The following is a 24,950-nucleotide window of genomic DNA, read 5'->3' on the forward strand; positions in this document are numbered from 1 at the left end:
TGGAAAGAGCCTGTATAGACCGGACACATGGTGGACACATGTGCGGGGACATGGTTGACACATTATGGACCATAGTCAGGTTTGCTCACGTCGATCGTTCGTAGGAAGTGATGGCAGAAAAACACGTCAAACAGTCCATCACCTTCAGTGTTGGGCCGTATTGCGATGTGATGCCCAGCCAAACCTTTGGCGATGCTGAAGTAGCGTTTCTGAAAACGAAAACGGCTGTGATAAGCCTTGGCTAATACGTCGTCCGGTCCGTACTCAAAGGTTGGTAACTGTTGCGGATAAGCCCATGGGCTGGCCCTATACCGGTCCATAGGCACCTTGTAGTCCAGCGCCTGATGGGGCCGTTGCAGGTTATAAACATCACGCCACCGATCAAATGCTGCTTGAGCTTCCTTGAGCGTGGAAAACTGACGCCCTTCAAGTACTTCGGCCTTGAGTGAGCGATGGAAACGCTCAATCTTTCCATTGGTTTGTGGGTGGTAAGGACGGCTGAAACTGATCCGAATACCCAGACGAATCAACCAGATACTCAGCTCTGTGATTTCACCAGGGTTACGTGGAGAGCCCCAAGGCGGTCCGTTATCAACGTTGATGCGAGCCGGTAATCCGAAGCGCTGGAATACCTCGGTCAACCTTTCCTTCACCGTGGCTCCACGCTCATTATCACAAGCGTGAATAGCCAAACTGAAACGTGAATGGTCGTCCAGCAAAGTCAGGGGATGGCATCTGCCTTCTTGCGTCGGGAAATGCCCTTTGAAATCCATCTGCCAAAGATTGTTGGGCGCGTCGTGTTCAAATCTCAGCTTTGCCTCTTGCTCCTTCGTAGCCGGCTGAATCAGCCCGTGCCGGTGCAGGACATTGGTAACGGTGCTGGGAGCAATCTGCTTTTTCAAGAGGCTGCTGATCGTGCGCCCACCCCATGCTGGATGGTCTTGTCTGAGCGATATGACCTGCGCTTCCAGGGCCGGCGTGGTCAGCTTGGGGCTGGTAGCCGGTTTTCGGGATTTATCTTGCAGCCCCGAATGGCCGAGCGTCGCGTAGCGGTTAAGCCACTTGTAGGCCGTCTGCGGACTGATACCGAACCGTCGGCACAGTTCTCGTTTGTTGCTGCCGGGTTGCCCTGCTAAGGCAACAAACTCTTCTTTCAGGCTCATGGCATCTCTCGTGTCCCAGGGCATGATGGCTTTCCGGCGAAATTGGCTCGCCGAAAAGTGTCCACCATGTCCCCGCACACCCGTCAACCATGTGTCCGGTCTATACAAAGGACCCAAAAGTAACCAAAAGGTCCTCGCCCCATCACTCGGCACCTCGCTCTGGCTCGGTGTGCCCTCACTCCGGCTTGAATCCGTGGGCCGCCGCGATGGGCCATCCATGGCCCAGCGCGGCTAACCCGGCGTCCTGCCGGGTTGCCCACGGATTCAAGCCTGCGTTCGGCCAGCGTGGTTAACGGGGCGCCTAGATCAAGATCAAGATCAAAAGCAGAGCACGGCGGCCTGGTAGCCGACCTGAGTGGTGTAGATCAAGAGCGGGCTTGCAGTGGATTGGCTTTTCTGTGGGAGCTGGCTTGTCGGGTCGCCGCATCGCTGCGATGCAGACACCTCGGTATATCAGGCAAATTCAGTTGATGCTATCGCAGGCAAGCCAGCTCCCACATTTGACCGAGGTCGGCTGCCAGGCCGCCGTGCTTTGCTTTGTTTTTGATCTGGCCCTTACATCCTTTGCGCTGACGAAGTCAGCGATCTTTTGATCTAGGGCTTTTGATTGTGATCTGAGGCGCCCCGTCAATCACGCTGGCCGAACGCAGGCTTTGGAGCGTGGGCAACCCGGCAGGACGCCGGGTTAGCCGCGCTGGGCCATGGATGGCCCATCGCGGCGGCCCACGCTCCAAAGCCGGAGTGAGGGCACACCGAGCCGGAGGCGAGGTGCCGAGTGATGGGGCAAGAGCCCTTTGGTTACTTTTGGGGCTCTTTTCCAAAAGTGACCCGCTGTAAGAGCGGAACCATAAGCAGCCGTTACCGCAGCAACGGATATACACCCCACCCCATAACTATTGCAATTTGGGCAACAGTCATTATCTTGTTACACTCTGTACCCCACCGCTCCCCTGCGTTAATTTGACGCATCGACGAGCGCAACGGCAAAGACAGCCTCCCCGCGCCCCCAAATTTCCCTCGACTGATTTCCAGGGCTCTACACTGGGAATCTGTCTTAAAGCCGCTGACTTCAGCGGCTTTTTTTTGCCGTAAAAAAAGGCCAGGCACACCCCCACGACATTGGCCGTTTTCGATTGACCAAAGGAGCCTTACCGGTGAAGAACTCGCTAACGCTTACCCCGTTATTCCTCGCGATTGCAGCAACGATCATCCCCCTTGCCCACGCAGCAGCCCCCCCACCCGCCGACGGTTTCGTCGAAGGCTCACACCTCACGATCAACACCCGCAACTACTACATGAACCGCGACCGCCGCGACATCCACACCGACGACAGCAAGGAATGGGGCCAGGGCTTTCTCGGCACGTTCGAATCCGGCTACACCCAGGGCCCCGTCGGCTTCGGCCTCGACGCCCACGCCATGCTCGGGCTCAAGCTCGACGGCGGTGGCGGCACCGACGGTTCCAGCATCCTTCCGTACGGCAGCGGCAACGGCAAAGCGCCCGGCTCGTTCTCCACCGCGGGTGGCACCCTGAAAATGCGCGCCTTCGACACCGAGCTGAAGGCCGGCGACCTGTTCCTCAACAACCCGGTGATCGCCGGCGGCATGACCCGCATGCTGCCGCAGACCTTCCGTGGCGTGAGCCTGACCAACCACAGCGTCGACGGCTGGATGCTCGAAGGCGGCCATGCCAGCTTCACCAAGCTCTACAACCAGAGCGGCCATCGGCGCATCGGCACCAGCTACGGCGCCCTGCCGACCAACACCGACAGCCAGCACATGAACTGGGCCGGTGTGTCGTTCAGCGGTATTGATGGCCTGACCAGCAACCTGTACGCCTCCGAACTCAAGGACGTGTGGCACCAGTACTACTACGACCTGGACTACACCTACGCGCTCAATGACCTGGTCAGCCTCAACCCGGGCCTGCACTACTACCACACCCAGGACACCGGCCAGTCGTTGCTCGGCACTATCGACAACAACACCTACAGCCTGCATTTCACCGTGGGCGTGGGCAACCACAGCGTCACTGCCGCGTACCAGCGGGTCAATGGCAACACACCGTTTGACTACATCGCCCAAGGCGACAGTGTGTACCTGGACAACTCCCAGCAATACTCGGACTTCAACGGCCCCAACGAGCGCTCGTGGAAGCTCAAGTACGCCTACGACTTCGCGGGCCTCGGCATGCCCGGTCTGACCTCGGCGGTGTCCTACATCAGCGGCAAGACCGACCTGACCAAGGTTGACCCGCAAAGCCGTGGCTACAGCGCCTGGTATAGCGCCGACGGCAAGGACGCCAAGCACTGGGAACGGGATATCGACCTCAAATACGTGGTGCAAGGCGGCAAGGCCAAGGACTTGGCCGTGCGCCTGCAGTGGGCGACCAACCGGGGCGGCAATGGCTACTCGGCGGTAGACCGCGATGTGGATGAATACCGGGTGATCGTCGACTACCCGATCAACGTGTTCTGAGACTCGAATCTTTCTTTTGAACCAGTGATTTAATTTTCATCGCGTAGAACTAAACTGCCAGTATCTTCCCGGTTGAAGTCTGCGCGATGAGTCAACACCGTGTTCGTACCCCACCTGCACACCCGGAGCGTTTGCTGATTCTCGGCAGCGGCCTGACTGTCGCCCTGATTGTGATCATCGTCGCAGCACTGCTGATCCGCGAACACAGCAGCACTCTGCAGGCGGCCAAACGCTCAACCACCAATATTGCCCAACTGATCAACGCCGACGTACTGCGAAACGTCGAGCTATATGACTTGGCCCTCACAGGGCTGATTGCGGCCACGCAACGCGAAGACCTGTCCCCGGTTGCCGCGAATATCCAGCATCTGGTGCAGTTCGACTTGTCCACAGCCGCACCGTTCAAGGGCGAAGTGCTGTTGCTGGATGCCGGCGGCAATGTCATTGCAGACTCATCGACCCTGCAGCCTACGCCGCGCAATTTTGCCAACCGCGATTATTTTCAGGCACATGCAAAGGACGCCCAGGTCGGTTTGTTTATCAGCCGTCCGTTCAAGATCCATTGCAACTGCGACCAGGTATGGCGGATGGCATTCAGCCGTCGCGTGTCGGGCCCCCATGGTGAATTCGCCGGCGTGGCGGTGGCGACCATGCGCCTGGCGTATTTCGATCAGCTGTTCAGCACCCTGACCATCGGCAACGGCAGCAGCGTCAACCTGCTCAACAACAAAGGTATTCTGCTGGCCCAGCAGCCACTGCTTGAACGCGACATGATCGACAAGGACCTGAGCGAGCGACCGAACTTCAAGCGCATGCTGCGTGAAGGCAATGGCAGCTTCCAGGCCATCTCGGCGGTCAGTGGCCAGGAGCGCCTGTACACCTTCACCAATGTCGGCAAACTGCCGCTGATTGTGGTGGTGGCGCTGTCCAGCCAGGATGTATTCGCCCCCTGGAAGCGCGCCGCGCTGTTGACCAGCGGCGCTACCGGCATTCTCTGCGTTGGCCTGCTGTGGCTGACCTGGATGCTGCGCCGGGAATTGCGCCGTCGTTATCGTGCTGAACGCGTGCTGTCAGAACTGGCAGCCACCGACGCCCTGACCGGCCTGGCCAATCGGCGCGTGCTGGATGAACGCCTGCGCCTGGAATGGGACCGCGCTCAGCGCTCCACCGAACCACTGACGGTGCTGATGATCGACGTGGACCACTTCAAGGCCTTCAACGACCGCCACGGCCATCAAGGCGGTGATTTGGCGCTGCGTACGGTGGCGCAAGTGATCGGCAGCAACATCCGCCGCCCGGCCGACCTGGCGGCACGCTATGGCGGTGAGGAGTTTGCGGTGGTGTTACCAGTGACCGATGCCAAAGGCGCGATGGTCATTGCCGAGCATATCCGCAGCAGCGTCGAACACTTGCCTCGGGTGGCACAGAGCGAGCGGCCGATCACGGTGAGCATTGGTATGAGTACCTGGGATAAAAGCCGGCGCATGTCCCTGGAGGCGTTGCTGCTCAGTGCGGATCAAGCGTTGTATGAAGCCAAGCACACCGGGCGCAATCGAATTGTGGAGGCTGCGACACTCTAAGTAGCGCAGCCCTCCCCCTGTGGCGAGCGGGCTTGCCACAACAAGCTCGCTTGCCACACTAGGCCGGATCGCTACGCGCATAAAAAAAGGCCACCCTAAGGTGGCCTTTCAAAACTAAAGAAAGAGAGTTGTTACTTACACCGCCGCAACGGGACGCATGTAAGAGATCGGTGCGGTGCTGGCATCTTCGAAGGTCACAACTTCCCAAGCGTCTGTCTGCTCAATCAACTTGCGCAGCAGCTGGTTGTTAAGGGCGTGGCCCGACTTGAAGCCTTTGAACTCGCCTATCAGGCTATTGCCCAGCAGGTAGAGGTCACCGATTGCATCGAGGATCTTGTGCTTCACGAACTCGTCTTCGTAGCGAAGGCCGTCTTCGTTCAGTACACCATCCGCGTCGACCACAATGGCGTTTTCAACGCTGCCGCCGAGTGCGAGGTTGTGCTTGCGCAGGTACTCGATGTCACTCATGAAACCAAAGGTACGGGCGCGGCTGACTTCTTTTACGAACGAAGTGCTGGAAAAATCCACGCTTGCACTTTGGGTGCGGTCACGGAATACCGGGTGATCGAAATCGATCTCAAAGCTCACTTTAAAGCCTTCGAACGGGACGAAGGTGGCGCGCTTGTCGCCGTCTTCTACTGTCACTTCCCGCAGAATGCGAATGAACTTCTTGGCTGCGTCCTGTTCTTCCAGGCCGGCAGATTGAATCAAGAATACGAAGGGTCCAGCGCTGCCATCCATGATCGGGACTTCGGACGCGGAGAGCTCGACGTAGGCGTTATCGATGCCCAAACCGGCCATGGCCGAGAGCAAGTGCTCCACCGTGTCCACCTTGACGTCACCGTTGACCAATGTGGTCGACATCGTGGTTTCGCCAACGTTTTCCGCGCGTGCAGGAATCTGCACCACAGGGTCCAGGTCGGCACGCACAAACACGATGCCGGTGTCGACAGGTGCAGGCTTGAGGGTCAGGTATACCTTCTCCCCGGAGTGCAGACCTACACCTGTGGCACGAATAATATTCTTCAGGGTGCGTTGTTTAATCATGGCTTGGACCGCTTCAGCGCAAATTGCGAACTGGTATCAACAAAGGCTGGCGATAATAGCAGACCAGACCTTTGCTGAACACCAATCACCTTCATAGCCCTGATACATTCCATTAATCGGCCTGACGACGCAGGAATGCCGGGATGTCCAGGTAGTCCAGATCATCTTGCGGATTCGGGCTACGGGACGCCGCAGCACCGGCCTGAGCCTGGTTGCGCATCACGGTCGGACGGTCCAGGTCACGGTAGTTTACCGACGGCAGTTCCTGGCGCGAAGGCGCTGGAGCGGCAGCCGATTGGCTGGCGTGGCTGGCTTGGCTGTTATGCAGGGTGTTGTCGATAACCTTCACAGGCTTCTCGATTTTAGCGCCCAGGCCGGTCGCAACCACGGTCACGTGCAGCTCGTCGCGCATGTCCGGATCGATAACGGTACCGACTTTGACCATGGCGTGCTCGGAAGCGAAGGCTTCGATGATGCTACCCACGTCGGAGTACTCACCCAGGGACAGGTCAGGACCGGCGGTGATGTTCACCAGGATGCCGCGTGCGCCTTGCAGGTTCACGTCTTCCAGCAACGGGTTGCGGATGGCCGCTTCGGTGGCTTCACGTGCACGGTTAGGACCGCTGGCGCAGCCAGTGCCCATCATCGCCATGCCCATTTCGCTCATCACGGTACGTACGTCGGCAAAGTCGACGTTGATCATGCCTGGGCGCTTGATGATGTCGGAAATACCGCGAACGGCACCCGCCAGTACATCGTCAGCCTTGGCGAACGCGGACAGCAGGCTCGCGTCCTTGCCCAGGATGGTCAGCAGCTTCTCGTTGGGAATGGTGATCAACGAGTCGACGCTTTCAGACAGCAGACGGATACCTTCGTCGGCGATCTGCATACGCTTGCGGCCTTCGAACGGGAACGGACGGGTCACGACGGCAACCGTCAGAATCCCCATTTCCTTGGCCACTTCGGCAATGATTGGTGCTGCACCGGTACCGGTACCGCCGCCCATGCCGGTGGTGATGAACACCATGTTGGTGCCTTGCAGCACTTCAGCGATACGCTCGCGGTCTTCCAGAGCGGCTTGACGGCCGACTTCCGGGTTGGCGCCGGCGCCGAGGCCCTTGGTCACGGCTGTGCCCAATTGCAGGATGGTCCGCGCGCCGATGCTTTTCAGCGCCTGGGCATCAGTGTTGGCGCAGATGAATTCAACGCCTTCAATGTTGCTCTTGACCATATGGTTGACAGCGTTGCCGCCGCCACCACCAACACCAATCACTTTGATGACCGGGCTGGCGGGGATGTTGTCTACGAGTTCGAACATGTTCCCTCTCCTTTCGTTTTCTCTAGTTTTTTCGCCTACTGCTTACTGCGGTGTTGCGGTAAATCTTTAGAAATTGCCCTTGACCCAAGCCTGCAGCCGCTCGAACAACGGGGCTTTCGCCTCGTCGTCGCTGCGGTAGCTGTCACGGTTGCTCGGGCCCGACAGGGAAATGCCGTCGGTCTGCTTTTGCAGCCCGTACAACAGCAAGCCCACACCGGTGGAATAAATCGGGTTGCGCACCACGTCGCCCAGGCCCTTGACGCCATGGGGCACGCCCAGGCGGACCGGCATGTGGAAGATTTCCTCGGCCAGTTCGACCGCGCCTTCCATCTTCGAGGTGCCGCCGGTCAGCACGATGCCGGCCGGGATCAAATCTTCGTAGCCGCTGCGACGCAGTTCAGCCTGGATCAGGGTGAACAGCTCGTCATAACGCGGCTCGACCACTTCGGCCAGGGCCTGGCGCGACAGCTCACGCGGTGGACGGTCGCCGACGCTTGGCACTTTGATGGTTTCACCGGCACCGGCCAGTTTGGCCAGCGCACAGGCGTAGCGGATCTTGATTTCTTCGGCGTACTGGGTCGGTGTACGCAGCGCCATGGCGATGTCGTTGGTGACCTGGTCGCCGGCAATCGGGATCACGGCGGTGTGACGGATCGCACCTTCGGTGAAGATCGCGATGTCGGTGGTGCCGCCGCCGATGTCGACCAGGCACACGCCCAGCTCTTTCTCGTCGTCGGTCAGTACCGAGTAGGCCGAAGCCAACTGCTCAAGAATAATGTCGTCGATTTCCAGGCCGCAGCGGCGCACGCATTTTTCAATGTTCTGTGCGGCGTTGACGGCGCAGGTCACCACGTGAACCTTGGCTTCCAGACGTACGCCGGACATGCCCAAAGGCTCGCGAACGCCTTCCTGGTTATCGATCACGTAGTCCTGCGGCAGGGTATGCAGCACGCGCTGGTCAGCCGGGATCGCCACGGCTTGGGCAGCGTCGAGGACGCGCTCAAGGTCGGCCGAGCTGACTTCGCGGTCGCGGATCGCCACGATGCCGTGGGAGTTCAGGCTGCGGATATGGTTACCCGCAACGCCAACGAACGCCGAGTGAATCCGGCAACCGGCCATCAGCTGCGCTTCTTCGATAGCGCGCTGGATCGATTGCACGGTGGACTCGATGTTCACCACCACGCCCTTCTTCAGGCCCCGGGACGGATGCGTGCCAATACCGACGATTTCGATCGTGCCGTCTTCCCCGACCTCGCCCACCAGCGCCACCACCTTGGAGGTGCCGATATCGAGACCGACGATCATTTTGCCGCTTTGCACGTTTGCCATGGGTCCTGCCTCTTCTTAATTCTTCGCGACAGCGGGTTGCGCTGCCGTGGGCGCAGCCGGTTCACGCCAGCCGACGGCCAGGCCGTTGGCGTAACGCAGGTCGACGCTCGCAATGTTCGTAATCTGTTCTTTCAAGGTCTTGTCGTAGATGGCAATAAAACGGCGCATCTTTTCCACCAAGCGGTCGCGTCCCAGCAACAACTGGATGCCCGGGCCGGAACTGCCTGCCCCGGTCGTCAAAAACCAGCTGCCCCGTTCACGCAGTTCCAGGCGTGCAATGGAGAAGCCCAGTGGCCGCAGCATCTGGCTCAGGGCCTGGTACTGCTGCATCACTTGCTGTTGCGCCCGCTGCGGCCCGAACAGCTGCGGCAGGTGCTCGTAGTTGGCCAGCTCACGCGGGGTGAACGCCTGGCCCTGGTTGTTCAACAGCGCTTCGTCACCCCAGCGGGCCACGGGCAGTTGCTCTTCCAGGCGGATCGTCACCTGGTCCGGCCATACACGGCGGACTTCGGCGTGGGCGATCCACGGCATCTGTTCCAGCTCCGAGCGCATACCGGCCAGGTCGATGGTAAAGAAGCTCGCCGCCAGGTACGGGCCAATGCGCTGCTGCACCGCTTGCTGGCTGATGTAGCTCAGGTCGCCTTGCACGCTGATCTTGGTGATCGGCCGGTCGGCATACGGCAATAGACGCTGCGCGCCCTCGTAAGTGCCGAAGCCCAACACCACCAGCATTACCGGCCAGAAAAGCGCCTTGAGGAAACCAAAGTTGGCTTTCGGCAGGCGCGCCGACATCGGCTCTTTAGCCACCATTCGGCTGGCACCCCGAGGCACCGGCTTGCGGCTCGGTGCTTGTGGGGGCTGATGACGAAGCGATGCGCCTTTCATGTCCTTAGCCTCTTGGCTCAATGCTTTCGGCGAGGATCGCCAGCACCAACTGCTGGAAATCCAGGCCGGCAGCACGGGCTGCCATAGGTACCAGGCTGTGATCGGTCATGCCCGGTGCAGTGTTGACTTCCAGGAACCAGAAATTCCCTTGGTCATCCTGCATCACGTCTGCCCGTGCCCACCCGGCGATACCCAGCGCCTCACAGGCTTTCGCCGTGAGGTCCATCAATTGCTGTTCCTTGGTTGCGTCGAGGCCGCACGGGATCCGGTACTGGGTATCGGAAGCCACGTACTTGGCGTCGTAGTCGTAAAAGGTGTGGGGCGTGCCCAATGCGATAGGCGGCAATACCTGGCCACGCAGGGTGGCGATGGTGTACTCAGGGCCTTGAATCCACTGTTCCACCAACACTTGCGAATCGTAGGTACTTGCCGCTTTCCATGCGTCGATCAATTCGGCGGCCGAGTTCACTTTAGCCATGCCGATACTGGAGCCTTCATGGGCTGGTTTGACGATCAAAGGCAGGCCCAGTTCCTTGGCTGCAGAAATACAATCGTCTTCACTGCACAACACGCTGTGACGCGGGGTTGGAATACCCAGGCTGTGCCACACCTGCTTGGTGCGCAACTTGTCCATGGCCAGCGCCGAAGCGAGGATGCCGCTGCCGGTGTAAGGGATGCCGGCGCACTCCAGCAAGCCCTGCATGCTGCCGTCTTCACCGCCACGGCCGTGCAGAATGATGAAGGCACGGTCGATTTTCTCGGCCTGCAGACGGGCGAGGAAGTCATCGCCCACGTCGATACCGAATGCATTCACGCCGGCGCTTTGCAGCGCCTCGAGCACGGCATTGCCGGACTTGAGCGACACTTCGCGCTCGGCACTTTTACCGCCGAACAGCACCGCCACGCGGCCGAAGTCGGCAGGTGCGATTGTCGAGAACAGGGAGCCGTAGTCGTTGATCATTTCGACTTCCCCTTGGCCGCTGCAAACAGCGGGCTCGCCAGCAATTTAGGCGCAAGGCCACCGATATCACCGGCACCCTGGCACAGCAGGATGTCACCGGCGCGCAGCAGCGGCTTGACGATAGGGGCCAGGTCTACACCGCGCTCGATGTAGATCGGGTCCAACTGGCCGCGCTGGCGGATGCTGTTGCACAGCTTGCGGCTGTCGGCGCCCGGGATCGGTTCTTCACCGGCCGGGTAAACTTCCATCAGCAGCAGCACGTTGGCATCGGCCAATACATTGACGAAATCGTCGTACAGGTCGCGGGTGCGGCTGTAGCGGTGCGGCTGGTAGATCATCACCAGGCGGCGCTCCGGCCAGCCTCCACGTACGGCTTTGATCACCGCTGCAACTTCGGTTGGGTGGTGGCCGTAGTCGTCCACCAGCATCACATCGCCGCCGTCTACCGGCAGTTGGCCGTAGACTTGGAAGCGACGGCCGACACCGGCAAAACGCGACAGACCTTCAACGATGGCTTCATCGCTGACGCCTTCATCGGATGCGATGCAGATGGTCGCCAGGGAGTTGAGCACGTTGTGATTGCCCGGCATGTTCACCGAAACGTCCAGCGGCTCGCGGTCGGGGCGCAGCACGGTGAAGAAGGTTTGCATGCCTTCCTGGCGCACATTGATGGCGCGCACGTCAGCGTCTTCGCTGAAGCCATAGGTCACGGTCGGACGCTTGACCAGCGGCAGAATTTCGCGCACTACCGGGTCGTCCAGGCACACCACGGCCAAACCGTAGAACGGCAGGTTGTGCAGGAACTCGACGAAGGTTTTCTTCAACTTGTTGAAGTCACCGTCGTAGGTCGCCATGTGGTCTTCGTCGATGTTGGTGACCACGGCGACCAGCGGTTGCAGGTGCAGGAAGCTCGCATCGCTTTCATCGGCTTCGGCGATCAGGTAGCGGCTGGTACCGAGTTGCGCATTGGTGCCGGCTGCATTCAGGCGGCCACCGATCACGAAGGTCGGGTCCAGGCCACCGGCGGCGAACACCGAGGCAATCAGGCTGGTGGTGGTGGTCTTGCCGTGCGTACCGGCAACGGCGATGCCGTGGCGATAGCGCATCAGCTCGGCCAGCATCTCGGCACGTGGCACCACAGGAATGCGGCGCTCAAGGGCGGTGGCCACTTCCGGGTTGGAGGTGTTCACGGCGCTGGACACCACCAGAACGTCGGCCTCGGCGGCGTTCTCGGCGCGGTGGCCGATAAAAATCTGCGCGCCAAAGGACTTCAGGCGCTCGGTGACCGGCGACTCTTTCAAGTCGGAGCCGGACACTTGGTAACCCAGGTTCAGCAACACTTCGGCAATACCGCACATGCCCACGCCGCCGATACCGACGAAGTGGATGCGACGGATGCGGCGCATCTCCGGGTGCGGCATGGCTTTCTGATTCTCAACCATGGGCCACCTCCAGGCAGATATCGACCACGGTGCGGGTTGCGTCAGGTTTGGCCAGGCGGCTTGCGGTGCTCGCCATGCTGTTGAGTCGTTCCGGTTGCATCAAAACCTCGGTCAGGCGTGCGGCCAAATCGGCGGCGCCAGTCGTTCTTTGCGGCAGCAGGAAGGCAGCGCCCTCCCCGGCCAAATATTCGGCGTTGCGGGTCTGGTGATCGTCGATGGCGTGGGGCAAAGGCACCAGCAAGGACGGCAGACCGGCGGCGGCCAGTTCACTGACGGTCAGCGCACCAGCGCGACAGACCACCAGGTCGGCCCAGCCATAGGCATGGGCCATGTCTTTGATGAAGGGCTGTACATTCGCCTCGACACCAGCCTCGCGATAGCGGGTGGCGGTGATTTCATCGTGGTTCTTGCCGGCCTGGTGGAAGATCTCCGGGCGCAATTGCACAGGCAGTTGCGCCAGCGCTTCAGGCAGCAATTTATTCAGCGGTTCGGCGCCCAGGCTTCCGCCCAGGATCAGCAGATGTGCCTTGCGCCCGGCCAGGGCCTGACGTGCGATGCCCATAAACAGTTCGGTGCGCACCGGATTGCCGGTAGTGCGGCGTTTGCCCGAGGCACTGAAGGTGTTCGGGAACGCCTCGCACACTCGCGCCGCCAAGGGCACCAGCAGGCGGTTGGCGGTACCGGCGACGGCGTTCTGCTCGTGCACGATCACCGGCACACCGGCGAGCCTGGCGGCAACGCCGCCGGGGCCGGTCACATAACCGCCAAAACCGAGCACACACACCGGCTTCAATTCACGGATGACCTTGCGCGCCTGCCACACCGCTTTAAGCAACACGAACGGCGCCTTGAGCAGGGACAGCTTGCCCTTGCCACGCAGGCCGCTGACGTTGATCAAATGCAGCGGCAAGCCGGCATTCGGCACCAATTCATTTTCGATCCCACGCGGCGTGCCCAGCCAGTGCACGGTATAGCCACGGTTCTGGAATTCCCGCGCACAGGCCAGGGCCGGGAACACGTGGCCCCCGGTGCCGCCCGCCATGATCAGCACGTTAGCGCCCATGGGCTGGCTCCTCGGCGAAGTCGCTTTCGCTGAACTCCATCTCTTCGCTGCCCAGGTGGGTTCGGCTCTCCCACTCGATGCGCAGCAACAAGCCCAGGCATGCGCAGCAAATCACCAACGAACTGCCGCCGTAACTGAGGAACGGCAAGGTCAGGCCCTTGGTCGGCAGCAGGCCGACGTTCACACCAATGTTGATCAGGAACTGGCCGATCCACAGGAACGACAAGCCATACGCCACGTAGGCGGCGAAATACTGTTTGGCCTTCTCGGCCCACAAGCCGATGTACATGCCGCGCACGCACACAAACACGAACAGCGCGACGGTGCACAACGAACCGACCACGCCCAGCTCTTCGGCAAGCACCGAGAACACGAAGTCGGTGTGCGCTTCCGGCAGGTAGAATTGCTTCTGCACGCTGTTGCCCAGGCCCACGCCCAGCCACTCGCCGCGACCAAAGGCGATCAACGCCTGGGTCAACTGGTAGCCGGAGCCGAACTGATCGGACCAGGGGTCGGTAAAGGTAATCAGACGTGCCATCCGGTAGGGTTGCGCCTGCACCAGGATGGTCACTGCGGCCACCGCCAGCACCACCATCAGGGTGAAGCGGAACAGGCCGACGCCGCCGAGGAACAGCATCGCCGCCGCCGCGCCCATCATGACCACGGTGGCACCGAAGTCCGGTTCCATCAGCAGCAGGCCGGCCATCGGCAGCAATACGATGAATGGCTTGAAGAAGCCCATCCAGCTCTCGCGCACTTCTTTCTGGCGCCGCACCAGGTAGCCCGCGAGGTAGATCACCACGAACACCTTGGCGATTTCCGACGGCTGCACGTTGAACGCGCCGAAGCCGATCCAGCGCATCGAACCGTTCACCTCGCGGCCGATGCCGGGCAGGATCACCATGATCAGCAAGCCGAACGCCCCGATCAGCATCAGCCAGCCCAGGCGTTGCCAGGTGGCGATGGGGATCATCATGGTCACGATGCAGGCGCCCAGGCCGATCACCAGGTAGACCAAGTGGCGGATCATCATGTACAGCGTGTTGCCCGACTGCACGGCGGCCACTTCGGAAGACGCTGACGTGATCATCACCAGGCCCAGGCCCAGCAGTGCCAGGCAACCGGCGAGCATCGGAAAATCAAGGTCGATACCGCGCCCGGTGATAATCGGCGACGGATACGGCTTGATGATGTTTCTGAAATTGAGGTTCATGCCAAGCCCTCCACGGCGCGGGCGAACAGCTGGCCGCGCTCTTCGTAGTTCTTGAACATGTCGAAACTGGCGCACGCCGGCGACAGCAGCACCGCATCGCCCGGCTGGGCCAGGGCTTTGCACTGGGCGATGGCGTTGTCCAGCGAGGTGGCGCGTACTTGCGGCACGGCGTCACCGAGGGCGGCGGCGATCACATCGGCGTCGCGGCCCATCAGCACCACGGCGCGGCAATGCGCAGCCACCGGGCCTTTGAGGTCCTTGAAGTCGGCGCCTTTGCCGTCGCCACCGGCGATCAGCACCAGCTTGCCGTCGATATCGGCACCCAGGCCTTCGATGGCAGCCAACGCAGCACCGACGTTGGTGGCCTTGGAGTCGTTGTAATAGCTGACGCCATTCAGGTCGCGTACCCATTGGCAGCGATGCTCAAGGCCGCCGAAGGTGCGCAGGCTCGACAGCATGGCGTCGAACGGCAAGCCCACGGCATGCCCAAGCGCCAACGCCGCCAGGGCATTGGACTGGTTATGCGCGCCACGGATTTTCAGTTCGCGCACCGGCATCAGGTTCTGGAATTCGAAGGCCAGGTATTTCTCGCCGTTCTCTTCACGAATACCGAAGGCCTTGAAATCAGGTTTGCCCAGGCCGAAGGTCCAGCAAGGCATGCCTTCGCCCATCAGTGGACGGCTCAGCGCATCCTGGCGGTTGACCACAAATTGCTTGGCACCACGGAAGATCCGATGCTTGGCCAGGTGGTAGGCCGGCAGGCCGCTGTAGCGGTCCATGTGGTCTTCGCTGACGTTCAGCACGGTGGCCACTTCGGCGCCCAGGTCGTGAGTGGTTTCCAGCTGGAAGCTCGACAGCTCCATCACGTACAGCTCGACGTCGTCGCTAAGCAGGTCCAGCGCCGGGGTGCCAAGGTTGCCGCCCACGGCCACGCGCTTGCCGGCCGCAGCCGCCATCTCGCCGACCAGGGTAGTCACGGTGCTTTTCGCGTTGGAACCACTGATCGCAATGATCGGCGCCTTCGCGTTACGCGCGAACAGGTCGATATCGCCGGACAGCTTCACGCCACGCGCCGCTGCAGCTTGCAGGGCCGGTGTCGCCAGGGCCAGGCCCGGGCTCACGTAGAGCTCGTCGGCGCGGCACAGAAATTCGACATCCAGCTCGCCACAGCGCACTTCCACGTGCGGGTAGTCACGGCGCAGCGTGACCAGCTCCGGTGGATTTTCCCGCGTATCGGCCACGGCAAACGACGTGCCCCGGTTCGCCAGGAAGCGAACCAGGGACATGCCGCTCTTGCCGAGGCCGACAACGATGCGGAAGTGGTCTGAAGCGATCAGGGACACTCGTTTCTACCTCAGTTTCAGGGTGGCAAGGCCGACCAGTACCAGAATCACGGTGATGATCCAGAAACGGACGATCACGCGTGGCTCAGGCCAGCCCTTGAGTTCAAAGTGGTGGTGAATCGGCGCCATGCGAAACACGCGGCGCCCGGTCAATTTGAAGGAAGCCACCTGGATGACCACCGACAGGGTTTCCATCACGAACACACCGCCCATGATGAACAACACGATTTCCTGACGAACGATCACCGCGATGGTGCCCAGGGCTGCGCCCAGCGCCAGTGCGCCGACGTCGCCCATGAAGACTTGTGCCGGGTAGGTGTTGAACCACAGGAAGCCCAGGCCGGCACCGATCAACGCGCCGCAGAACACAATCAGCTCACCCGCGCCCGGTACATAAGGGATGAGCAGGTATTCGGCGAATTTCACGTTACCCGACAGGTAGCAGAAGATGCCGAGCGCGCCGCCCACCATCACCGTCGGCATGATCGCCAGGCCGTCGAGGCCGTCGGTGAGGTTCACCGCGTTGCTGGAGCCGACGATCACGAAGTAGGTCAACACCACAAAACCGATGCCCAGCGGAATGCTCGCATCCTTGAGCATCGGGATGATCAAGGTGGTTTCCACCGCACTTGGCGCGGTCATGAACAGGAAAATCGCTGCGCCCAAACCAAACACCGACTGCCAGAAATACTTCCAGCGGCTTGGCAGCCCCTTGGAGTTCTTCTCGATCACTTTGCGGTAGTCGTCGACCCAGCCGATGGCGCCAAACAACAGGGTCACCAGCAGCACAGTCCAGACGTAGCGGTTATGCAGGTCGGCCCAGAGCAAGGTGCTGATGCCGATGGACGACAGGATCAGCGCGCCGCCCATGGTCGGAGTGCCGGACTTGGACAGGTGCGACTGCGGGCCGTCATTACGAACCGATTGACCAATTTGCAGGTTCTGCAGGGTGCGGATCATCCACGGCCCCAGGAACAGCGACAGAGACAGCGCGGTCAGCACACCCAGAATCCCGCGCAGGGTCAGGTACTGAAAGACCGCGAAGCCTTTGTGGAACTGTTGCAGATACTCAGCCAGCAGCAGCAGCATTAATGTTTCTCCGTACTTGAGCCACACAAGGCCGCGACGACGTTTTCCATCACCGCGCTGCGCGATCCCTTGATCAAAATGGTTGTGTGTTTGTCGTGTTCTGCCACGCCCAGCGCCTGGATCAGCTCGGCCTGGCTGGCGAAATGCCGTGCACCGGGGCCGAACGCAGCGACCGCGTGGGCCATGTTCGGGCCGACGGCGTAGAGCGCGTCGACTTTGCCGGCGGCGTAGGCGCCAACCTCACGGTGGCCTTGCTCAGCCCAGTCGCCCAATTCGCCGATATCACCCAGCACCAGCACCTTGCGCCCGGCAAAAGTTTTCAGCAGGTCAACCGCCGCGTTAATCGAGGACGGGTTGGCGTTGTAAGTGTCATCAATCACGCGCATGCCGTGGGTGGCCAGTTGCGCGACCGTGCGGCCCTTGACCGGCTGCACCGCACCCAAACCGGTGGCGATACCGAACAGCGACACGCCCAGGGCGTATGCGGCAGCAGCGGCGGCCAAGGCATTGGCGACGTTGTGGTTGCCCAGCAGGTTCAGTTGCACGTGCTCACTGCCTTGCGGCGTATGCAAGGTGAAGGACGGGCAGCCACGGGCATCGACCGAAATGTTGGAGGCGTGGAAATCGGCCGCCGCGTTCAACACGGCAAACGTCAGCACCTTGCGACCGGCAGCCCGTACACGCCAGGTCTCGAAGGCTTTGTCGTCCAGATTCAATACAGCTGTGCCCGAGGCATCGAGGCCCTCAAGGATTTCACCCTTGGCTTCGACGATTTTCTCCGGGCCGCCGAATTCACCGACATGGGCGGTACCGGCGTTGTTGATAATCGCAACGTGGGGCTTGGTCAGCGCCACGGTGTAGGCGATTTCGCCGATGCGCGAAGCCCCCAGTTCAATCACCGCCGCCGTGTGCTCCGGGGCCAGTTCAAGCAGGGTCAGCGGAGCGCCGAAATCATTGTTCAGGTTGCCACGGGTGGCGAGTACCGGCCCGCGTGTGCGCAGGACCCCGGCGAGCAGCTCCTTGACCGTGGTTTTGCCGCTGGAACCGGTGATGGCCGCCACCGGCTGGGTGAAGGCGGCGCGGTTCAGCGCCCCCAGCTGGCCCAGCGCCAGGCGGGTATCGGCTACCAGCAACTGTGGCAAGGTGGAGTCTGCCACTTCACGTTGCACCAAGGCACCCACGGCGCCTTTGGCAGCGACGTCATTCAGGTAGTCGTGGCCGTCGAAACGCGGACCGGTCAGCGCAACAAAGAGTTGCCCCGGCTTGATGTTGCGACTGTCGATACTGACGCCGTCGAAGCTGCAATCACTCGACAGCACGCGGGCCGACAGGGCCTGGGCCAGTTCGCTGAACGTCATCGCCTTAAGCATGAGCGACCTCCCAGGCGGTCAAGGCGTGATCGGCCTCGACCAGATCGGAGAAGGCATGGCGTTCGCCTTTGATTTCCTGGTAATCCTCGTGACCTTTACCGGCCAGCACCACTACGTCGTCCGCACTCGCACCGGCGATCAATTGCGCGATGGCGGCACCGCGGCCGGCAACGAAGGTGGCCTTGGACGCGTCTTTAAAGCCTGCGCGGATATCGTCGAAAATCTGACTCGGGTCTTCGCTGCGTGGGTTGTCGTCGGTGACGAGCACGCCATCGGCCAGACGCTCGACAATCTCGGCCATCAGCGGGCGCTTGCCGCGATCGCGGTCACCGCCACAGCCGAACAGGCACAGCAACTTGCCCTTGGCGTGAGGGCGCAGGGCTTCGAGGACTTTTTCCAAGGCATCCGGGGTGTGGGCGTAATCGACCACCACCAGCGGCTGCGTGCCGCCACCCAGGCGTTGCATGCGACCGGCCGGGCCTTCCAATTTGGGCAGCACACGCAGGATTTCGTCGAGGGCGTAATCCAGGCCGAGCAGCGCGCCAATGGCGGCCAGCACGTTGCTCAGGTTGAAGCGACCGAGCAAGGTGCTGCGCAAATGGTGTTCGCCCTGCGGCGTGACCAGTGTGGCGCGCACGCCTTCGTCATTGAATTGGGCATCGCGGCAGTACAGGTACGCGCTGGAATCTTGCAGGCTGTAGCTGATCAGGCGCGCTTCGCTGTCTTCGCCTGCCAGTTGGCGGCCGAATGCATCGTCCAGGTTCACCACCCGGCACTTCAAGTCATTCCAGGCAAACAGCTTGGCCTTGGCGGCAGCGTAGGCCTCCATGGTGCCGTGGTAATCGAGGTGATCGCGGGACAGGTTGGTCATCACCGCCACATCGAAGGCCAGGGCGGTGACGCGGCCCTGGTCGAGGCCGTGGGACGAGACTTCCATGGCAACCGCCTTGGCACCGGCCTTTTTCAGGTCGGCCAGGGTCGCTTGCACGGCGATGGGGTTCGGCGTGGTGTGCAGGCCGCTTTGCAGCGCGCCATAAAAACCGGTACCCAGGGTGCCGACGATGCCGCAGTGCTGGCCCAACAGGTCAAGCGCTTGCGCGACAAGCTGGGTCACGCTGGTCTTGCCGTTGGTGCCGGTCACGCCTACCAGGTTGAGGTGGCGGCTCGGGTCGCCATAAAAGCGCCCGGCAATGTCCGACAGTTGCTTGGCCAAGCCTTTGACCGGAATCAATGGCACATCGGTGATCGGCAGCACGGTGGCGCCTTCCACTTCATAGGCCACGGCCGCCGCACCGCGTTGCAGGGCATCGGCGATGTGCGCACGGCCATCGTACTTGCCGCCCGGTACCGCCAGGAACAGGTCACCGGCGCGTACATTACGGCTGTCCAGGGTCAACTCGCGAATCAGCAGATCGCGGCCGGCGTGGGCAAAAATCTTGTTCAGGCTAAGGGACATCAGCCGCGCCCTCCATTGGCTTTTACAGCAGCGGCCGGTGGTCCGGCGTTCGCTTGTTGAGTCGGCGGCAGGTTGTCCGGCGTGATGTTCATCAGGCGCAGGGTGCCGGACATCACTTTGCTGAACACCGGCGCCGATACCAGGCCGCCGAAGTAACCGGCTTTGCTTGGCTCATCGATCACCACCACGATTGCGTAGCGCGGGTCGCTCATCGGGCCGAAACCGGCGAACAGCGAGCGATAGGAATTTTCCGCATAACCCTTGGTGCCCACCGAGGTTTTACGTGCGGTACCGGACTTGCCGGCCACGTGATACGCCGGCACCTGGGCGCGGAACACGCCCCGCGGTGCTTCGATCACTTGTTGCAACATGCCCTGCATGGTCTTGGCGACGTTTTCCGGGATCACCTGGGTGGCTTTCGGCGCTTCGTCGACATGGATCAGGCTCAGCGGAACCATCCGGCCATTATTGGCCAATACAGAGAAAGCGTGGGCAAGCTGGATCGCTGTCACCGACAGGCCGTAGCCATAGGAAAGCGTGGCGGTCTCGGCTTTTTTCCAGTCGCGGTAGTTCGGCAGGTTGCCTACGCGCTCGCCCGGAAAATCCAGGCCGGTGGGTTGACCCAGGCCGATCTTTTGCGCCAGGTGGTAGATGGTTTCACCGCCGATATCGAAGGCGACCTTACTCATGCCCACGTTACTGGAGTTGATCAGAATACCTGTCAAATCCAGCACCGGACCTTCGGTGCGGGACACGTCACGAATGGTGTATTTGCCCAGTTGCAACGTACCCGGATACACCTCGACCTTGTCGCTCGGCTTCCAGCGCCCGGTTTCCAGGGCAGCACTCATGGAGATGGCTTTCATGGTCGAACCCGGCTCGAACACGTCGATCATGGCGCGGTTGCGCATCATCGCCGGCTGCAGGTTGCGGCGGTTGTTCGGGTTATAGGTCGGCTGGTTGACCATGGCGAGGATCTCGCCGGTCTTGACGTCCATGATCACCAGGCTGCCGGCCTTGGCACCGTTCTCGATGATCGCGTTACGCAGCTCGCGGTTGGCCAGGTATTGCAGGCGCAGGTCAATCGACAACGCCAAGGGCTTACCGGCCTTGGCGTTTTTGGTGACTTGGACATCCTTGATCAGTCTGCCGCGCCGATCCTTGATGACTTGTCGTTTGCCGGGAACCCCGGCGAGCCATTCATCGTAGGCGAGTTCCACACCTTCACGGCCGTGGTCGTCAATGTCGGTGAAGCCCACCATATGTGCGGTCGTTTCGCCCGCCGGGTAGAAACGGCGGAATTCCTCGATACCGTAGACACCGGGGACTTTAAGGTCGAGCACCTGCTGGCCCTGCTCGGGGGTCAGGCCGCGCACCAGGTAGATGAATTCTTTATTGGCCTGAGCTTCAAGGCGCTCAGCCAGGGCTTTCGGGTCCTGGCCCAGGGCGGCGGCCAGCTCCGGCCACTTGTCCTTGGCGACCTGCAATTCCTTGGCGTTGGCCCACAGGGTGGTCACCGGTGTACTCACGGCCAGCGGCTCGCCGTTACGGTCGGTGATCAGGCCGCGGTGTGCAGGAATAGGGATATGACGCAGGCTGCGGGCATCACCCTGGCCGATCAGGAAGTCACGATCGACCACTTGCAGGTCGATGATCCGCCAGGCGATCGCCCCCACCATCAATGCCAGCAAGCCGAGCATCAGGCGGAAACGCCATGGGTAGAGTGCGCCTTCGAGTTTCATCATGGCGCCACCATGCGAACTTCGGCCGCGCCCGGGATGTGCATTTTCAGCTGTTCGGTGGCCAGCACTTCGATACGGCTATGGGCCGTCCAGGTGCTTTGTTCCAGAATTAGCCGGCCCCACTCCGCCTGCGCTTTGTCGCGCACGCTCAGTTCCCCGTACAGGGTATTGAGTAGTTGGCGGTTGTAGTGGGCGCTGTAGGACACCGCAATCGCGGAAATCAGCACGCCCACAAACAGCAGCAGCATAAAGAAGCTGCCGCCCGGGAGGGGCTTGGCGAAAAGCTTGCTCACCGCAACTTCTCCGCGACGCGCATGACGGCGCTGCGCGAACGTGGGTTGGCCTTGAGTTCGGCTTCGGAAGCGAACTGCGCTTTGCCATGGATTTTGATTTTCGGCACAAAGGCTTCGAAACGTACCGGCAGGTTGCGCGGCAGGTTGTCGGACTCGCCCTTGACCAGACGACGCATGAACAGTTTGACGATGCGGTCTTCCAGCGAGTGGAAGCTGATCACCACCAGGCGACCCCCCACTTCCAGCGCCTCGAGGGCGGCCTCCAGGCCAGCCTCCAGGTCGCCCAATTCGTTGTTGACGTGAATGCGCAGGCCCTGGAACGCACGGGTAGCCGGGTTCTTGCCTTTTTCCCACGCGGGGTTGGCGACTTTCAGCACTTCGGCCAGGTCGGCGGTGCGTTCGAACGGCTGGATTTCACGGCGCTCGACCACGGCACGCGCCATGCGGCCGGCGAAGCGTTCTTCACCGTATTCCTTGAACACGCGGGCGATTTCTTCCACCGGCGCGGTGGCGATGAACTGCGCGGCGCTCACGCCACGGGTCGGGTCCATGCGCATGTCGAGCGGGCCGTCGTTCATGAAGCTGAAGCCACGCTCCGGGTCGTCGAGCTGCGGCGAAGACACGCCCAGGTCAAGCAAAACCCCGGCCACCTTGCCCGCCATACCGCGCTCGGCCACTTCGGCACCCAGCTCGGCAAAGCTGCGCTGTACAACGACAAAGCGGCCGTCTTCGGCCGCTAGCGCTTGCCCGGTGGCAATCGCTTGAGGGTCTTTGTCGAACCCGAGGAGCTTACCGTCGGACCCGAGCTGGCTGAGTATCAACCGGCTATGCCCGCCCCTGCCGAACGTGCCATCCAAATAGCAGCCATCCGCGCGTACGGCGAGAGCCTCAACGGCTTCGTCAAGCAGTACGGTGATGTGGTTAAAGCCGCTATCAATAGTCACAGGATCAAATCACGCAGTTCATCAGGCATGGCGCCCGGTTGTTGAATAGCAGCCAGGTCAGCTGCAGAAACAGCATCCCAGGCATCTTCGTCCCACAATTGGAACTTGTTCAGCTGGCCCACCAGCATTGCGCGCTTGTCCAGCTTGGCGTACTCGCGCAAACGCGGCGGCACCAGGAAACGACCACTGCCATCGAGCTCGAGGTCGACGGCATTACCAATCAGCAAACGCTGGAGGCGGCGGTTTTCTTCACGCAATGAAGGCAGAGCGCGCAACTTGGTTTCAATCAACTCCCACTCATCGAGGGGGTAAACACACAAACAAGGATCAACGGCATCAATGGTGATGATTAACTGCCCGGAACTTCGCGAAATCAGCTCGTCACGATACCGGCTCGGCATAGCGAGACGGCCTTTTGCATCGAGACTGATAGCGTTAGCTCCGCGAAACACAGATGCGTTTCTCCAAATTTTAGCGTTTTACGTTCAAAAAACCCACTTTGTGCCACTTTCCGCCACTTGCGCACACTATAGGAATGCGCCCACCACACCGTCAAGGCACGGATTCAAGGAAAAGCCTTACAGAACGGAGATTTAGGAGCGTAAAAGGAGGAGAAACCAGAGTTCAGCGATGTTTTTGACCCAGTAAGCACAAATAGCTCAAAGAGCTATGGCTTAAAGTTAAAGTGATTTATTAAGAGTAAGATTTTTTTGGTATTACGAAGATGCATCTGCCAATGATTCGGCAGGGAGGGATTCTTGCGTTATTACCGGGTTTCTGCCCGAGATTCGGACAAAAGGAAAAAAGGTGGAGAGTCGATCTGTAAGCCGGGTTCTGTCTTGAACAGTCATTCGTCTACGATGGCCATCACTGGACATCTTTAGCAACCTACCCGGTCCCAGCGCGGGCCACGCCTTGGGACCCTATTTGGTCTTGCTCCAAGTGGGGTTTACCTAGCCACGAACTGTTGCCAGACGTGCGGTGCGCTCTTACCGCACCTTTTCACCCTTACCGGCACCGAAGTGCTTAGGCGGTTATTTTCTGTGGCACTTTCCGTAGGCTCACGCCTCCCAGGCATTACCTGGCACTTCGCCCTATGGAGCCCGGACTTTCCTCCCCCCCTAATTTTCATAGAAGGCAGCGACTGTCCAATCGACTCTCCGCCGCGCAGGTTAACGGCACGGCGGCCTCAGGACAAGTATTAAAAGTGCAGCAATGCCATCACGTTCGGACGAAATACAGATTTAACCCCGGAACTATTCGTCTTTCTGTTTATCCAGCGCCGCCTGATACAAAAGGTTCTTGCGCACGCCGGTAATTTCCGCTGCCAGGGCCGCGGCTCGCTTGAGGGGCATTTCCTTGAGCAGCAGGTCCAGAATGCGCATCGCCTCGCTGCCCACGGCGTCTTCACTCTCCGGTGCAGTCCAGCCTGCCACCAGCACCACGCACTCGCCACGCTGTTGATTGCTGTCGCCTTCGACGAACGCGCGCAGCTCTTCCAACGGCAGGCCCTTGAGGGTTTCGAAGGTCTTGGTCAGCTCGCGGGCCAGCAACGCCAGGCGCTCACCACCGAAGACCAGCTCCATATCCTGCAGGCATTCAAGAATGCGGTGCGGGGCCTCGTAGAAGATCAGCGTGCGCGGCTCCTCCTTTAACGCCTGGAGGCGCGCACGCCGCCCGACGGCCTTGGCCGGCAGAAAACCTTCAAAAATAAACCGGTCCGACGGCAGGCCTGCCGCCGACAAAGCAGCGATCAGCGCGCACGCTCCCGGAACAGGCACTACATTGATACCAGCGGCCCGCGCCTGGCGAACCAAGTGATAGCCAGGGTCGGAAATCAGCGGTGTGCCCGCATCGGAGATCAGCGCCACATCGTCGCCTGCCAGCAAACGCACGATAAAACGGCTGCCTTCTTCGCGCTCGTTGTGCTCGTGACAGGCCGCCAGTGGCGTACTGATACCAAAATGCTGCATCAATCGCTGGGAGTGCCGCGTATCTTCGGCCGCGATCAATTTAACCTCGCGCAACACTTTAAGCGCCCGGGCACTGATGTCGTCCAGGTTGCCAATGGGCGTCGCCACGACAAAAAGCGAGCCTGCAGTGGAATTCAAAGGACCTGGAGCAGTCAAAACGCACACCTCGATGGTTGGCAAAAGCCACATTGTAGCGCGTAGGCGCTTCGAAAATATGCCATCAAGGCCGATGCCGTTTCAGCCGTTGATAGCGGATAGCAAC

Annotated in this window: 20 protein-coding genes and 1 other RNA gene; 2 read left to right on the top strand and 19 right to left on the bottom strand. The window is 60.8% G+C overall.

Going from position 1 to position 24,950, the window contains the following annotated elements:
• Positions 1-62 precede the first annotated feature (62 nt).
• Positions 63-1,187, bottom strand: a complete 1,125-nt coding sequence (locus tag LRS56_21520; protein WDU61386.1) for an IS481 family transposase — start codon at positions 1,185-1,187, stop codon at positions 63-65.
• Between the two features lie 1,130 nt (positions 1,188-2,317).
• On the opposite strand from LRS56_21520, the gene LRS56_21525 reads away from it, so the two are divergent.
• Positions 2,318-3,640 carry an OprD family porin gene (locus LRS56_21525; protein ID WDU61387.1) on the top strand — a complete coding sequence of 441 codons (1,323 nt, stop codon included), beginning with the start codon at positions 2,318-2,320 and terminating at the stop codon, positions 3,638-3,640.
• An 86-nt stretch (positions 3,641-3,726) separates the two neighbouring features.
• Positions 3,727-5,220, top strand: a complete 1,494-nt coding sequence (locus LRS56_21530; GenBank protein ID WDU61388.1) for a sensor domain-containing diguanylate cyclase — start codon at positions 3,727-3,729, stop codon at positions 5,218-5,220.
• A 135-nt stretch (positions 5,221-5,355) separates the two neighbouring features.
• On the opposite strand, the gene lpxC is transcribed toward LRS56_21530, so the two are convergent.
• The 18 genes from lpxC to rsmI all read right to left on the bottom strand — a co-directional run bounded on the left by lpxC (position 5,356) and on the right by rsmI (position 24,877).
• Positions 5,356-6,267 (bottom strand): UDP-3-O-acyl-N-acetylglucosamine deacetylase, encoded by a 912-nt coding sequence (lpxC, locus tag LRS56_21535; protein WDU61389.1) that lies wholly within the window; start codon positions 6,265-6,267, stop codon positions 5,356-5,358.
• A gap of 112 nt (positions 6,268-6,379) precedes the next feature.
• Complete coding sequence (gene ftsZ, locus LRS56_21540) at positions 6,380-7,585, bottom strand: cell division protein FtsZ (protein WDU61390.1); 1,206 nt, start codon at positions 7,583-7,585, stop codon at positions 6,380-6,382.
• A gap of 66 nt (positions 7,586-7,651) precedes the next feature.
• Positions 7,652-8,914 (bottom strand): cell division protein FtsA, encoded by a 1,263-nt coding sequence (gene ftsA / locus LRS56_21545; protein WDU61391.1) that lies wholly within the window; start codon positions 8,912-8,914, stop codon positions 7,652-7,654.
• A gap of 15 nt (positions 8,915-8,929) precedes the next feature.
• The gene (locus tag LRS56_21550) at positions 8,930-9,799 is read right to left on the bottom strand and encodes a cell division protein FtsQ/DivIB (protein WDU61392.1); all 870 of its coding nucleotides are present in this window, start codon (positions 9,797-9,799) and stop codon (positions 8,930-8,932) included.
• A gap of 4 nt (positions 9,800-9,803) precedes the next feature.
• Complete coding sequence (locus LRS56_21555) at positions 9,804-10,760, bottom strand: D-alanine--D-alanine ligase (GenBank protein ID WDU61393.1); 957 nt, start codon at positions 10,758-10,760, stop codon at positions 9,804-9,806.
• Entirely contained in the window at positions 10,757-12,202 is a 1,446-nt protein-coding gene (gene murC, locus LRS56_21560; GenBank protein WDU61394.1) for a UDP-N-acetylmuramate--L-alanine ligase, read from the bottom strand. The genes LRS56_21555 and murC overlap by 4 nt, the downstream gene beginning before the upstream one ends.
• A complete protein-coding gene (gene murG, locus LRS56_21565; GenBank protein ID WDU61395.1) occupies positions 12,195-13,265 on the bottom strand; it encodes an undecaprenyldiphospho-muramoylpentapeptide beta-N-acetylglucosaminyltransferase in 1,071 nt (356 codons plus the stop codon). Before murG ends, murC begins: the two co-directional genes overlap by 8 nt.
• Positions 13,255-14,478 carry a putative lipid II flippase FtsW gene (gene ftsW, locus LRS56_21570; protein ID WDU61396.1) on the bottom strand — a complete coding sequence of 408 codons (1,224 nt, stop codon included), beginning with the start codon at positions 14,476-14,478 and terminating at the stop codon, positions 13,255-13,257. Before ftsW ends, murG begins: the two co-directional genes overlap by 11 nt.
• Positions 14,475-15,821, bottom strand: a complete 1,347-nt coding sequence (gene murD, locus LRS56_21575; protein WDU61397.1) for a UDP-N-acetylmuramoyl-L-alanine--D-glutamate ligase — start codon at positions 15,819-15,821, stop codon at positions 14,475-14,477. Before murD ends, ftsW begins: the two co-directional genes overlap by 4 nt.
• A 6-nt stretch (positions 15,822-15,827) precedes the next feature.
• On the bottom strand, positions 15,828-16,910 hold the full coding sequence (gene mraY, locus LRS56_21580) for a phospho-N-acetylmuramoyl-pentapeptide-transferase (GenBank protein WDU61398.1): 1,083 nt from the start codon (positions 16,908-16,910) through the stop codon (positions 15,828-15,830).
• A complete protein-coding gene (locus LRS56_21585) occupies positions 16,910-18,280 on the bottom strand; it encodes a UDP-N-acetylmuramoyl-tripeptide--D-alanyl-D-alanine ligase (protein WDU61399.1) in 1,371 nt (456 codons plus the stop codon). Before LRS56_21585 ends, mraY begins: the two co-directional genes overlap by 1 nt.
• Positions 18,273-19,736 (bottom strand): UDP-N-acetylmuramoyl-L-alanyl-D-glutamate--2,6-diaminopimelate ligase, encoded by a 1,464-nt coding sequence (locus LRS56_21590; protein WDU61400.1) that lies wholly within the window; start codon positions 19,734-19,736, stop codon positions 18,273-18,275. Before LRS56_21590 ends, LRS56_21585 begins: the two co-directional genes overlap by 8 nt.
• A complete protein-coding gene (locus LRS56_21595) occupies positions 19,736-21,478 on the bottom strand; it encodes a penicillin-binding protein 2 (protein ID WDU65792.1) in 1,743 nt (580 codons plus the stop codon). The genes LRS56_21590 and LRS56_21595 overlap by 1 nt, the downstream gene beginning before the upstream one ends.
• Entirely contained in the window at positions 21,478-21,771 is a 294-nt protein-coding gene (gene ftsL / locus LRS56_21600; GenBank protein ID WDU61401.1) for a cell division protein FtsL, read from the bottom strand. Before ftsL ends, LRS56_21595 begins: the two co-directional genes overlap by 1 nt.
• Positions 21,768-22,709, bottom strand: a complete 942-nt coding sequence (gene rsmH, locus LRS56_21605) for a 16S rRNA (cytosine(1402)-N(4))-methyltransferase RsmH (protein WDU65793.1) — start codon at positions 22,707-22,709, stop codon at positions 21,768-21,770. The genes ftsL and rsmH overlap by 4 nt, the downstream gene beginning before the upstream one ends.
• 2 nt (positions 22,710-22,711) lie before the next feature.
• Positions 22,712-23,167 carry a division/cell wall cluster transcriptional repressor MraZ gene (gene mraZ, locus LRS56_21610; protein WDU61402.1) on the bottom strand — a complete coding sequence of 152 codons (456 nt, stop codon included), beginning with the start codon at positions 23,165-23,167 and terminating at the stop codon, positions 22,712-22,714.
• Between the two features lie 355 nt (positions 23,168-23,522).
• An RNA gene (gene rnpB / locus LRS56_21615) (RNase P RNA component class A) lies at positions 23,523-23,875 on the bottom strand.
• Between the two features lie 96 nt (positions 23,876-23,971).
• Positions 23,972-24,877 (bottom strand): 16S rRNA (cytidine(1402)-2'-O)-methyltransferase, encoded by a 906-nt coding sequence (rsmI, locus tag LRS56_21620; GenBank protein ID WDU61403.1) that lies wholly within the window; start codon positions 24,875-24,877, stop codon positions 23,972-23,974.
• Positions 24,878-24,950 lie beyond the last annotated feature (73 nt).

It is taken from the genome of Pseudomonas poae, from assembly GCA_028869255.1.
Classification (GTDB): domain Bacteria; phylum Pseudomonadota; class Gammaproteobacteria; order Pseudomonadales; family Pseudomonadaceae; genus Aquipseudomonas; species Aquipseudomonas poae_C.

Excerpts from the sequence above, each read along its gene's own strand:
- rsmI (WDU61403.1), bottom strand. The coding sequence starts at position 24,877 with ATGTGGCTTTTGCCAACCATCGAGGTGTGCGTTTTGACTGCTCCAGGT.
- ftsZ (WDU61390.1), bottom strand. The coding sequence starts at position 7,585 with ATGTTCGAACTCGTAGACAACATCCCCGCCAGCCCGGTCATCAAAGTG.
- LRS56_21555 (WDU61393.1), bottom strand. The coding sequence starts at position 10,760 with ATGATCAACGACTACGGCTCCCTGTTCTCGACAATCGCACCTGCCGAC.
- LRS56_21590 (WDU61400.1), bottom strand. The coding sequence starts at position 19,736 with ATGTCCCTTAGCCTGAACAAGATTTTTGCCCACGCCGGCCGCGATCTG.
- murC (WDU61394.1), bottom strand. The coding sequence starts at position 12,202 with ATGGTTGAGAATCAGAAAGCCATGCCGCACCCGGAGATGCGCCGCATC.
- ftsW (WDU61396.1), bottom strand. The coding sequence starts at position 14,478 with ATGAACCTCAATTTCAGAAACATCATCAAGCCGTATCCGTCGCCGATT.
- LRS56_21595 (WDU65792.1), bottom strand. The coding sequence starts at position 21,478 with ATGAAACTCGAAGGCGCACTCTACCCATGGCGTTTCCGCCTGATGCTC.
- LRS56_21550 (WDU61392.1), bottom strand. The coding sequence starts at position 9,799 with ATGAAAGGCGCATCGCTTCGTCATCAGCCCCCACAAGCACCGAGCCGC.
- LRS56_21520 (WDU61386.1), bottom strand. The coding sequence starts at position 1,187 with ATGCCCTGGGACACGAGAGATGCCATGAGCCTGAAAGAAGAGTTTGTT.
- ftsA (WDU61391.1), bottom strand. The coding sequence starts at position 8,914 with ATGGCAAACGTGCAAAGCGGCAAAATGATCGTCGGTCTCGATATCGGC.
- lpxC (WDU61389.1), bottom strand. The coding sequence starts at position 6,267 with ATGATTAAACAACGCACCCTGAAGAATATTATTCGTGCCACAGGTGTA.
- mraY (WDU61398.1), bottom strand. The coding sequence starts at position 16,910 with ATGCTGCTGCTGCTGGCTGAGTATCTGCAACAGTTCCACAAAGGCTTC.
- murG (WDU61395.1), bottom strand. The coding sequence starts at position 13,265 with ATGGGCGCTAACGTGCTGATCATGGCGGGCGGCACCGGGGGCCACGTG.
- LRS56_21585 (WDU61399.1), bottom strand. The coding sequence starts at position 18,280 with ATGCTTAAGGCGATGACGTTCAGCGAACTGGCCCAGGCCCTGTCGGCC.
- LRS56_21530 (WDU61388.1), top strand. The coding sequence starts at position 3,727 with ATGAGTCAACACCGTGTTCGTACCCCACCTGCACACCCGGAGCGTTTG.